Origin of the sequence: Promineifilum sp. (SeqCode) (genome assembly GCF_041918635.1) — a bacterium.
In the GTDB taxonomy this organism is placed as follows: Bacteria; Chloroflexota; Anaerolineae; order Promineifilales; family Promineifilaceae; genus Promineifilum.
This window is the reverse complement of the sequence record NZ_JAYRVJ010000274.1, coordinates 1-11,959: the sequence shown is the minus strand read 5'-3', so window position 1 is coordinate 11,959 and position 11,959 is coordinate 1. Positions and strand designations below refer to the sequence as shown.

Below are 11,959 nucleotides of genomic sequence, written 5' to 3'. Positions count from 1 at the left end.
GGGATCAGGTTAAAGGACTGAAAGATGAAGCCGACCACCTGTTGCCGATAGGCGGCCAGCGCGTTCTCGTCCAGTTCCTCCAGCGCGTCGCCGCCGACGACGATACGCCCGGCCGTTGGCCGATCCAGCCCGCCCAGCAGATAGAGCAGCGTGCTCTTGCCGGAGCCGGACGGGCCCATGACGGTTGTGAATGTCCCGGCGACGATGCTCAGATCGACGCCGGCCAGGGCATGGACGAGCATATCGCCCATGGCGAACGTTTTGCGCAGCCCGGTGATGGTGACAAACTCGGCCGGCGGGCGTTGCGGAGAGGGGCCATTCATAGTTAGCGCGGTCGGTTGCCTCTACAGGAACGGCTGGATAACCGTCAGGTCGCCAAAACGCGCCAGAATGACCGACGGCAGCGCCCGCAACGCCATCACGATGAAAACCGTCAGCGCCAGCGCAAACACCACGCGCCCCCATCGCAGTTGGCTGCTGAGGCGCGCGCCAATGGCGATCAAAATGAGTTGCCAGATGAAGTAGAGGTCGATCTGGGAGAGCGCAGAAGCCAGAAGCGCGTGTAGCGATCCCTCGCCGGCCGGCGCGAAGCCCGACAGCCCGGGAGAGGCGATGACCTGATCGGTGACCAGAATGGCGATGAGCTGCACCAGGGCGCGCAGTACCAGTGGTAGGCTGCTCCAGGCGACGACGTTGATGGCCTGCTGGCTGGTGCCGCGCCCGCCGAGCAGGGTCAGGATGAGGTGCAGCAACCAGCTGATCAGCAGCCAGACGATCACCACGCCGGCCACCGCGCCCAGGGTGGGCAGGATGTAGTTGAAGGTGACGTTGTTGGAGGCGGTGGCGGCCTGCATGAATTGCGCCTGCTGCTCCGGCGTGTAGAACTCGAAGCCGGACGGCAGAACAGGCTCACCGCCGGCCTTGGCCGCGGCGTTGATCGAGCCGACCAGCAGGGCGCGCCCGGCGGTCGCCAGTATCAGCAGGACAATGGGCGTGCGCCAGAGCGGCCGGTTCTGGGCCACGATCTGCGCCAGCGCCGCGCGTGGGCGCAGAAAAAGCGGCATGACCAAATCAAAGCGCCAGCCGCGGTCGGCGGCGCGGCGCGCCGGTAGAACATCATCTTCTATCGTCATACATCAGACTCAGACTGCAAACAAAATCAGGCCCAGCCGGGGACCGCGCCCGCGATGGTACTATAGCCGAAATGCCGCCGCCGCGCTAAACGCCTTAACGTGTCATCATCCGCGCCGGCTGTGGGCGGCGATAAGGTAGGGGCTGGGGCAGATACGCGGGTGCGCTCTGGGTAGACACGCAGGTGCGCCCTGGGCAGACACGCAGGTGCGCCCTGGGGCAGACACGCAGGTCTGCCCCTACTAGTTTTGCGGGGTAAGCGCTTCTAGGTAAGCGGTGTTGCCGCCGCCGACGAGATTGGCCCGCGCCAGATCATGCGCCCTATAGAGCGCGACGGCCAGGCGATAGTTCGCGGCGGGCAGATCGTCGGGAATGGGCAAGGTGAACCAGGTGACGAAACTGTCGCCGGCGCGCCACTGGATGCTGTCAAAGCCGGGGCCATCCTGCTGCGCGACAACGGCATTGTTCTCATCCAGTAGGTAGGCCCCAAAGTGGTACACCCCGCCCGGCGGCTCCAGCACGCGCCAGACCATACTTGCGTTGAAGCCCTGGCCGGTCGCCAGGTCGCCGTGGAAGTGGCCGTCCAGCGTCAGCCCTATCTCCCACTGCGGGCCTGTGATCGCGTTGTCCGGCGGCGGGGGCGCTGTCCAATCGTAGAACTGCCAGGCATCGCCCTGCGCCGCCAACGGCGCGTCATCAATGGGTTGCGCCTGGTCGAGCAGCCAATAGGCAGCTGGACTGCCCGGCCGGGTATTGACGTAGACGGCGCAGGGTTGGGGGAGGGGCAGCGCCAGGTCGCCATCGGTCAACAGCACGCGCGTCGGATCGACAAACTCCTGCAGGAGCGCCAGATCGGAGTTCTCGACCTGGTGGCCGCGCCCCACGCCGACGAGACGGCACGCCGGCCGTTCGGCCAGCAGCCGCCGCGATTGGTCGATCAGCAGCCGCATCTGGCGTACCTGCAACAGCGAGTTGTCCTCGGCCGCGCGCGCGTCCTGATAGCGCACCGCAAAGAGTGTCTGGTAAGCGAACAGGGCCAGAAAGGGCAGCGCCGGCAGCCAGCTCGCCGCTACCCGTAGCACAGGCTTCTTAGCCTGTGTTCTCCCCGCCAACCGCTCAATAGCTCGTTGCGCCGTATCCAACCCAATACCGATGATCATGAAGTGGGCCGGCCACTGCCCCACGAGATAGTAGTTCTGCAAGTAGACGGCCGAGCGCAGGTAGAACAGGATAGGTAGCGCCCACCACAGCAGGAGGATAGCCAGCGCGCCCCGGTTATCAGACCTGCCAGGTCGGCGGACAGGAGTCCGCTCGAAACCTGTCCGGTCTAGCAGCCGCGCGACGACGATGATCAGCGCGGCGACGAACAGGCCCACAGCCAGCGCGTCGAACCACCTGACGTAGGGCGCGCCGCGGTAGAGGCCCTGGGCGCGGAGGAGGTCGAGGCTGAGCAGGAGGGCCGCGCCGCTAAAACGCGCTCCTTGCCCGGCCATGTCGCGCAGAGCGCGCACGTCGGCCCAGCCGGTTCCGATCTGGTAGAGCAGGTAGGGCGCGTAGAGCAGCGCGAAAACAGCCGCGCCGGCCAGCACGTGCGTCCAGCGCACCCGCCGCCGGTAGGCCAGCAGCGCCAGGGGGAAGATCAGGAGTTGGATGGCCGTGCCGGGGTGAACCTGGGTCATGGCCGCGGCGGCGGCGAAGCTGGCGATGAGATAGGCGGGGCGCGGCCGGTCAAAGAGATAGAGCAACAGGCCGCCCAACGTCAGGGCGGCGAAGGGCGGCACCATCGTCTGGTTCCAGATGAGCTGGCTCCAGTAGACGGCCCACGGCGCGACGGCGAAGGCCAGCGCCGCCCACAGCCCGGCGCGGCGGCCGAACAGCCGCGCCGTGACGAAGCCCGTGACGGCGACGGCCGCCAGGCCGCCTAGCATCGTCAGGAGCGAGACGCTGAGGATGTCGCCCCATAGAAAGAGGGCCGCGGCATAGAGGTACTCGATCATCGGCGGGTTGACGAAGCCGACCGACGACTTGTTGGCCGCCAGCGGCATGGGGCCGCCGTTGACCCAGCGCATGGCCGTGTTCAGCGTGAAAGCCTGGTCGCCCCAGAGCGCTGTCGTGTCAAGACCGCGCAGGCGGAGGGCGAGGGCGAGGAGTAACACCGCCGCTACCAGCAGGGCATACAACAATCGGCGTCTGCTGTTTTCGAGCGGCATAGACAATAGGGGCGTCAAGATCGGCGAGGCTACTGGTTTTGGCTGACGAGCGCGAGACCCTCTATAGCCTGAAAACCAGAGGGATTATGCGTGAGCAGCGTAATGCCATTTGGAGAATCGCTCAGCTTTACGTTGTTGGCGCACAAATTCGTTGAGATCATTAGCCGATTCGTCATCGGGCCAAAAGTCCGCAACGAGAAGGTCTAGATCGGTAACCGGGCGAACTCGATTTAGAGCGTTGAGGTAATCAACTCTGGGAAGCTGCTCTGAGGTTCCTTGGACATGCCGACAGCACAAGGGTTGCGTGAGCGCGCCGCTCAACTGTAACTGCTCGGCGGGAGTGAGCGCTTGAGAAGCTTCGATCGAGTCCTGTGCTTTATGCATATCCGTCTTCACCTCGCTCCATCTAAACTATTGTATCACAGTCCGATGTGTTGAATGAACGCCCCAACGGGAAGCGAACTGTTATCTTCCACCCTCGGTCTTCTGACTGACAATGTACTCCGCCAGCCGCGGCAGAAACCCGTCCAACTCATAGCTCTCCCAGGCGCGTCCGCCGCTGGCGGTGAAGAGGGTGTAGCCGATCACGTACTCGTCTTGCCGCGCCTCGTTGTCCACCCATTGTAGCTGGTTCAGGAATGCCGTAGGCCCGTCCGGCCCCCAGCCCTGTTCCACCCAGAACTCCTGGAAGTCGCGCCACCCCAGCCCGTCCGGGCCGGGCCGGTTGCCGATGATGCCATCAATGCCCGCCTCGGAGATGACCAGCGGCACAACCAGACCGCGCGGCTCCAGCACGTCGCGGTAGAACCAGCGGTAGCGGAACATCAGCGGCCCCCGGTCGGGGTAGGTGGGGTAGCCGGGCAAGGGGTCGCCGTAGAGAAACGTGATGTCCGGCGCGGCGTACTCGTGCAGCGTCAGGATGCCGCCGTGGGCCTTGGCCGCCTCGATGGCCGGGACGAACAACTCGAACTCATAAAGCTCCGGGACGCCGGTCGAAAACCCGCCGACGGCCGCCCGCAGCCCGTGTTGCGCCAACTGCCGCACGCGCTCCGCTTCGAACCGGGCGTACCAATCCATGCGATCCATATTGGGATCGGGTTCGTTCCAGCCCTCCCAGTAATCGACGTAAGGATGGTGGACCATCTCCGGCAACTGCCGGGCGATCAACGCCTGCGCCGCCGCTTCCGGTTCGCCCTGATACTCCTGCGGATCGACGGAGAAGCGGCCGATGGTCACCGTCCCGGGGGAGACGCTCTTGACCTCGCCCAGAAAGCCCAGGTCATCGACGCCCTTGACCACAGCCGGATGCGCGGCGCGGACAAACTCCAGGATGGCCGGGCTGTTGGGCCGGGCCACGTGGAGGCCCATTTTGCTCGCCCCCAATTCCGGTCGCGGCGTGTAGTCGGGGATGTAGCTAATGTATGGGGTGGGCGAGGAGCCGGGGGTGGGCGTGGGCGGCGGCTCATCCGTCGGCTCCGGTGTGGGGGACGCCTCCACGACGATCACGGCCGTCGCCTCCGGCGTAGGCGGCAGCGCCCCGCCGGGCAGCAGCGGCACGAAGACCTCGGCTGCCCCGGCGGCGCCATTAGCCGTCGTGGCCGCTGGCGATACGGTGGGGTTGGCGGCCGGGTCGGTGGCAGCGGCGGCTGTTCCCTCGACCGGCGGACTTGCGGTAGCCATCTCAACCGGCGCTTCAAGTGGAAGTGTCGCCGTCGGCAGCGGGCCTGGGACGGGGTTGCAGGCAACGAGCAATAGCAGTCCCAGAACGAGCAGGGGGTATTTGGGCATGTCGTGAAGGATAGCGCAGGGCGGCGGCGGAGGCACAACTGTTCAGCGGCGATTCACCGACGCCAACCCCGCGCTGGCGCTCAGGGCGCGACGTCGACCGTGGTCACGATCAGGTGATCGGCGGCCGGCGCGCCGTCGGCATCGAGCAAGGGCAGCCGCTGCCCGGTCAAGGGGTCATAGAGGCCGATCTCGATCCGGTAAACGCCGGCCGGCGCATCGGCGGCGAGGGGGATGGCGTATTCATCGACGATGACTTCCCCCGCGCGCCAGGTCGTCGTCGGCCGCGTGTTGGCCGCCGGCTCGCTGTCGCTCTGGCCCCAGAGGAAGTTGCCGCTGGTGGCATTGAACACGTCACCCAGCAGGTGGGTGAACACTTTATAGGTCTGGCCTATACCCCCTTCTGATGTCCAGTAAAGCGTGAGACCGACCGGCTCGCCCGGCCGCGCGCGGCCGGCGGCCAGGTCGTAGCCCAGCAGGCGAATGCCGCCCGCGAAGGAGGCATCGACGCGCCGGGTGATAGTCACGTTGGCCTCGGTCAGAAAGGCGGCCTGCTTCTGGCGCAGGGTGAGCGCGCCGAAGGCAGCTGGCTGCTGGCCAGCTGCCTCTATGAAAAAGCGGTAGCGGCCGTCGGGCGCTTCCGACGGGACGACGAGGTCTACTTGCCGGCGACCGTTCTCCGGCGCAGCGGGCAGGGATAGGGCCGCCGTCCCCCACCTTTGCCCCTGTTCATCCAGAAGCCCAACTTCCGTATCGAGCGGGCCGGCGCTCTGCCAGTAGAGGAAGAGGTAGATCACGTCGCCGCTCTTGAAGTCGCGCGCCGCCTGGCCATAGCCGACCAGCCGACCGCCGCCAGCCAACGGCACGTCGAGCGGATGGGGGGGCGCCTCCGTCGCCAACCGGTCGGCCATCGCCGCCCGCTCCTCCGTGCGGGCGTAGAGTGTCAGCGCCATGTCCTGGTAGGTGAACTCACGCACGGCCGTGGCCCGCGCCGCCAGCCAGGCCGGAACGTGGCGCTGCGGGTCGCCGGCGGCGCTGTAGGGCGTGGTCACCAGCCACACGGCGTCGTGCGCCTCCCAGATGGGAGCGAGGTAGTCGGCGGCCGTCTCCGGCGTGATCGTCCACAGATGGGGCACGCCGCGCCACGCCGCCGGGTGATGGTAAGCGAAGATGGGCCAATCGGTGTCGGTATAGAGGATGACGGCGTCGCCGGGCTGACGGTGGGCGTCGATGGTGCTGACCAGCGACGGGTAATCATCCAGCAGCACCCGCCCCGGATAGTAAGGCCACAGGCCCACCAGAGCCACCCCCACCATCACCCCCGCCAATAGCACTGTCAGCACATTACTGGCTTGCCACCTGCCACCTGCCACCTGCCACTTGCCACCCGCTCCCCTGCTCCCCTGCTCCCCCGCCCCCCTGCGCTTCATCAACTCTCCTAATGTCACCAATCCCCACGCCAGCAAGATGCTGTAAAAGCTGGTAAAGATGACCAGATAGCGCGGCGAGAAGGGTGGGTTATAAAAGTTCTGCTTGGGCAGCGACACAACGTAGACAATGAGCGCTGGCAGCAGCAGGACGGCTAGCAGCAAGGCCAGATCGCGGGCCACTGGCGTTTCTTTACTCGTCGCTCGTCGCTCGGCATTTGTCTTTCCCCTGGTCGCTCTAAGCGCCGCCACAATGAGCGCGCCCACCGCCGTCACAAAGATCGCCAGCGCCGGCAGCGTCAGCCGGTTGAACTGGGCCACGTCGAGGGGGATGCCGACGGTCAGCACCGTCCAGTAAATGTGGAGAAAGTCAACGAGCCGGATGGGCGCGGCCGAGGTGGTGCTGAGAAAGCCGCCCGCAGCGTACCATACCCACGGCAGGAACAGGGCCAATATGACGAATTGCAGTACGACCCAGCGCCCCAACCGTAGCACAGGATTCTTATCCTGTGTCCGTATCACAGGATAAGAACCCTGTGCTACGAACGCCCGTCGCACTTCCCAGAGGCACGCCACATTGACCGCGACCCAGACCGGCGCGAACAGGTAGAGCGTGTACAGCCCAGCCGTCACGCTGAATACGTAGAGTGCGGCGTCGATCGGCCGGCCTCGCTCCCACACCCGCCGCGCCGCCCACAGCGCCAAGACGGCCAGGAACGACGCCAGGGCGTACATGCGGATCTCCTGCGACCAGGCGATGGCGAAGCGCGACACGGCCAGGAAGAGGGCGGCCAGCGCGCCGACGAGGTGGCCGGCAGCGTCCGAACGCGAGCGGCCGATGGCGCGGCCCAGAGTGTAGGTCGCGGCGACGGTCAGTGTACCCAGGAAGGCGGACAGCAGCCGCAAGCCCGCCTCGCTGTCGCCGCTCGCCATGCGCCACAGGTGCAGGGCCTCGAAGTAGAGGGGTGGGTGAACGTCGTTGCCTGTCTGGCGCAGGATGTCGAGAGTCGAGAAGCGCGCTGCCCAGACCGACCAGCCCTCATCCCACCAGACGCGCTGCTCGCCGATGCGGTGGACGCGCAGCCCGAAGCTGAGCAGCAACAACGCCGCCATGACCCAGCGCCATCGATCCGCACGGCGCTGGTCGGAATGGCCGGCCATCATGCTTCTGTCGAACAGCGATTTATCCACGGGGTTCCCAGATGACACAGAAGCCTGCCACCAAATTTCTGAAAATCTGCGTAATCTGCGAAATCTGTGGATTACTTCTTCTTAAAGGATAGCCACGTCGCCGCTAACCGGCGGCAGGTCGAACGTCACCACGGTCGCCCGCTCGACGTAGGGCACGGTGATAGTGCGCGGCTCCTCGCTCAGGTTCAGGCCGACGATAACCGGTTGACCGCCATCCTCGCGGACGTAGGCGTAGGTCTGGGCGGCCGAGTCCAGGTGCAGCGTGCTGCGCCGGCCGCGCCACAGCGCGGTGTGCCCGCGCCGTAGTTGGCTCAGATACCAGAACATGGCGTACAGATCGTCGTCCTGCTCATCCCCCCACAACATCGGCTGGCGGCTCTCCTCCATGCCCTGGCTGCCGGGGTCGTGGATGCCGCGCTCCTGCGTCACGCCGACCTCGGTGCCGTTGTAGACGATGGGCGCGCCGCCCAGTGTGAACTGCACCAGCGCGGCCAGCTTCAGCTTGCGCTTATCGTTGCCGGCCCGCCACAGGAAGCGGTTCATGTCGTGGTTGTCCAGGAAGCTGGGGCGGCTGAAGACGGATTGGGGCGGAAAGTACGCCTCATGCCGGTTCAGGAAGGCGTCGAACGCGGCGAGACCCATCTCGCCGCCGGCAAAGGTGTCGCGCATCGCCTTGCAGAGCAGGAAGTCGAGCGTGCCGTCGAACAGGCCGGCGTAACTGAGTTGGTGCATGGGCGTGCGGATCAACTCGCCGATCATCCAGGCGTCGGGCTTGACGCTGCGCGCGACGACGCGCACGTCGGTCCAGAAGTCGTAGGACGGGCCGTCGGCGTGGTCGAGCCGCAGGCCGTCAAATCCCATCTCGCCCAGCCAGAAGCCGATGCTGCGCAGCAGATGGTCGCGTACGCCGGGGTGATCGACGTTGAGCTTGGGCAGGTCGGGCACGTCGAAGTAGGCCAGATACTCATCCGGCCAACTCTTCCAGTAGTACCAGCCGTAATAGGGGCTGTTGCGGTCGGTCAGCGCGGCCTGGAAGGTGCTGTGCTTGCTGCCCCAATGGTTGCCCACAAAGTCAAGCAGCAGACGGATGCCGCGCTCGTGGGCCTTGTCGGCCAGCTCGCGGGCGTCGTCGAGCGTGCCCAGCCGCGGGTTGACGGTGAAGTAATCGGTGGCGTGGTAGCCGTGGTGGGTCTCGTCGGGGAAGAACGGGTTGATCCAGAGGGCAGTAAAACCCAGGCCGGCGATGTAGTCGAGGTGATCGATGACGCCGCGCAGTGTGCCGCCGTAGATGTCGGAGAGGCGGCTGGTCTGGTTCCAGGCGCGGCCGGCGCCCGGCGAAAAGCGGTCAGGGAAGACCTGATAGACGATGGCCGGCAGCGCCCAGGCCGGCGGGCCGGAGTCGCCGACGACGTAGGAGTACTCGGCGGCATCGTCAGCCCAGTAGGTTTCGCCGCTGTCCTCGTCGTGGGCGCGAATCTGGTAGCGCACCAGCGTCCCAGCCGGGTGGGCGGGCAGCGCCGCTTCCCAGACCTCGTAATAGGCGAACAGCAGGATGTCCCACTCCGTCCGCACTCGCTGCAACGGGACAACGACCGCTTCCGGCTCCGTCACCAGGCAGACGACTTCATCGACCGGCAAACCCGGCCCGACGGTGACGGTGACGACCGGCTGCTCGCCCGCTCGGGGCGAGCCGGGGGAGAGGCGGCGGCGATGCTGGATGCCCTGCAAGCGCAATTGGGCGTACTCGCTGCGGATTTCGACGGTGGCCAGGCGGCCGAAGATGTTGTCGGTCATCGGATAACTCGCTGCTAAAGCTGCTGTTGGTTTCTAAAGGACTCGATTTCTTGAGCGATTCGGTCGAGTGCTTTAGGTAGAGTCATGGATTCGCTTGATACGACGTGCTTTTCGGCACGATCGTGGAGATGGTGTGGAAAGCCAGGAAGCTTTGGGTAATGGCTCACATTATCCCAGCGTAGCCGTAATTGGCTGGACGAATCCATCCAATGATAGCTGTAGCGCTTAACTTGAGCATCGTTCTCGTCAATCGCGTAGATGTACTCCGTCACATCCAAGATGCTGTCATCAATCAGCGTCAATCTGATTTTGATATAAGCCTCGAATCGCCTGACTCGCCTTTCTCTGGTCTGGGACGCTTTGATAAGCTTGTTGTCAACAATGTACTTCTCTACTCTCTCTAGATGTTCGCCAGCTTTCACGCTTCGTCACTCAATGCCGCGAGGCGGTCTTTCGCATGATGGTACATATCGAAGAAGGACGCCCACTCGATGAAGTCCGCGTCATCACCCATTTCCCCAGCCTCAAAACGATTGTAGAACTCCTCCGATGTCATATCGAAACGTTCCTCGAACTTCAACAAATCGGCGCGCAACTCTTCAACATCTTTTTGCGCCTCGGCTGCCTCTACAGAGAACAGTTTATCCAGGGTTTGATCCATTAACTCACTGACCTGTCCAGTTTGGTAGATGCGAATGAGTTGCGCAAGGCGCGCGGTGCGCTTGTTCGTTCGTCCCTTTACCGCTGGTGCTTGCATCATCAACCTCCACTCGAAGTGCTTGTGATTATAACATAGCGGCGATGCAAAGCGGTGGCAGGAGACAGGTGCTAACCTGTCTCCTGCCACACACCGAGAAGGACTACGGCGTTACCTCCAACATCTCCACCCGCGCGAACTCCTCCGCCGTCAAATCGGCCTGCGGCGCGTTCGACGGGGTGAAGTCGCTCAGCCATGCCTCCTGCTGGCCCGGTTCCGGCCAGACGAGGTCGAGCACGCGGGTGTGGTTGGTCACGCCGGCCGGCGCGCCGCCGATGCGCCACTGCTCCGCGCTGGAGGCCACGTCGCGGATGCGCAACACGCCGGCGCTGGGGAAGCCCTCCTGGCTCATCACCGCCGCCGCGTAGCGCCACGCTTCCGGCGTCTCGCCCAGGATAGTCTTGGGCACACGGATGGTGACCTTCTGCTGACCGGCGTCGGTGATGACCTGGAAGTCGGCCGGCCCGGCGATCTCAGTCGGCCCTTTCTCACCGGGGGTGAAGATCTTCGATTCCCACCCCTCGACGGTGATGGCGTAGTCCCAGGCGCTCCCCTCGGCCAGCGCCAGATTCCGGCCGGGTAAGAAGGCCACGCCCCCTTCGCCGTCGCCATCCTGGTCGATGTAGATGTCGAACGTCTGCAACGACAGGCCGTTGGGGCCGTCCCAGGGGTTGTCGATGGGGCCGCGCAGCGTGAAGCGGAAGACGATGTTGTCGTCGTCCGCGCCGACCTGGAAGTTGGTGATGTCGAAGTTGCCCGGCTTATAGACGACATCCGTCGGATACTCATACGTGCCGGGGCCGACGTCGTCGTTCTCCGGGTCGGTCACGTCCAACAGAGCGGCCGTGGCGTCCAGGTCGGGGATGATCATCTCCGCCGGGCCGGTGGAGGGGATGTGATCCACGTCAACCGGGATGCGATCGACCGTCTCGCCGTAGATGCCGCGCACGACCACCGTCGCACCAATGTCCGCGCCGCCCAGCGCCGCCAGGGGGATGGCGACCTCGATCTGTCCCTCGCCCACGGCTGCGCCGCCGCCGGCCGCCTCCTCGGAAACGTCGAACGCCGCCTGGCCGTTGCTGGCCGTGCCAGACGCGACGATGCTCCAGCTCTGGTCAGCCCCGGCTTCGTAGAAGGATACTTTGCCTAGCACGCCGCCGCTGACCGTCAATTCCACCATCCGGTTGGCGGCGAAGCCGAGCAGCGCGCCGCTCTGGCTGAAGTTGCTAACCGCACCGCCGGCCGGCGCGCCCAGATAGAAGCGCACGGTGGTGACGGCGTTGGTCGGGAAAGCGAAGTCCGGGTCGAGGCCGGCCCGCAGGTACATGTTGCGGGCGTCGAAGCCGTAGGCCAGCTCGGCGAAGGCGGGCGTGGCCGCGGCCATCACCCCGCCGCTGGCCGTGTACAGCCCGGCCGCGTCCCACTCCCCTTCGGACAGCACGCCGTCGATGATCGGCGTCAGCAGCCCGCTGGCCCCGCGGTCGGCCGTGGCCGTAGCCGCCGGGATGATGGGCACGTCGAGGATGAGCGGCGGCTCCGCTTCCAGTTCGGTGTAGACCCGCTTGAGCGTGTTGCGGAACTGGGCGTCGAACGAGGCGTCGTCGGTGGAGTCCTGATCGGAGCCGTACCACCAGAACCAGTCGGAGCCTTCGGCGATGTACATC

Annotated in this window: 9 protein-coding genes; all 9 read right to left on the bottom strand. The window is 65.3% G+C overall.

The window, feature by feature from the left end; translation table 11 throughout:
• Positions 1–323, bottom strand: a 323-nt coding sequence (locus tag ACE3UY_RS09060) for an ATP-binding cassette domain-containing protein (protein ID WP_374687220.1), incomplete at its 3' end; no start/stop codon positions are given.
• Positions 324–344: 21 nt separating this feature from the next.
• Positions 345–1,133 carry a YIP1 family protein gene (locus tag ACE3UY_RS09055; RefSeq protein ID WP_374687219.1) on the bottom strand — a complete coding sequence of 263 codons (789 nt, stop codon included), beginning with the start codon at positions 1,131–1,133 and terminating at the stop codon, positions 345–347.
• A 240-nt stretch (positions 1,134–1,373) separates the two neighbouring features.
• The gene (locus ACE3UY_RS09050) at positions 1,374–3,314 is read right to left on the bottom strand and encodes an ArnT family glycosyltransferase (RefSeq protein WP_374687218.1); all 1,941 of its coding nucleotides are present in this window, start codon (positions 3,312–3,314) and stop codon (positions 1,374–1,376) included.
• A gap of 492 nt (positions 3,315–3,806) precedes the next feature.
• Positions 3,807–5,021 carry a hypothetical protein gene (locus ACE3UY_RS09045; protein WP_374687217.1) on the bottom strand — a complete coding sequence of 405 codons (1,215 nt, stop codon included), beginning with the start codon at positions 5,019–5,021 and terminating at the stop codon, positions 3,807–3,809.
• A gap of 188 nt (positions 5,022–5,209) precedes the next feature.
• Complete coding sequence (locus tag ACE3UY_RS09040) at positions 5,210–7,744, bottom strand: glycosyltransferase family 39 protein (protein ID WP_374687216.1); 2,535 nt, start codon at positions 7,742–7,744, stop codon at positions 5,210–5,212.
• 81 nt (positions 7,745–7,825) lie between these two features.
• Entirely contained in the window at positions 7,826–9,538 is a 1,713-nt protein-coding gene (locus tag ACE3UY_RS09035) for an alpha-amylase family glycosyl hydrolase (RefSeq protein ID WP_374687215.1), read from the bottom strand.
• 14 nt (positions 9,539–9,552) lie between these two features.
• Positions 9,553–9,960: a DUF6516 family protein gene (locus tag ACE3UY_RS09030; protein WP_374687214.1), complete on the bottom strand. Its 408-nt coding sequence runs from the start codon at positions 9,958–9,960 to the stop codon at positions 9,553–9,555.
• On the bottom strand, positions 9,957–10,298 hold the full coding sequence (locus ACE3UY_RS09025; protein WP_374687213.1) for a hypothetical protein: 342 nt from the start codon (positions 10,296–10,298) through the stop codon (positions 9,957–9,959). Before ACE3UY_RS09025 ends, ACE3UY_RS09030 begins: the two co-directional genes overlap by 4 nt.
• A gap of 100 nt (positions 10,299–10,398) precedes the next feature.
• On the bottom strand, positions 10,399–11,959 hold a 1,561-nt coding region (locus tag ACE3UY_RS09020), incomplete at its 5' end, for a glucodextranase DOMON-like domain-containing protein (RefSeq protein WP_374687212.1).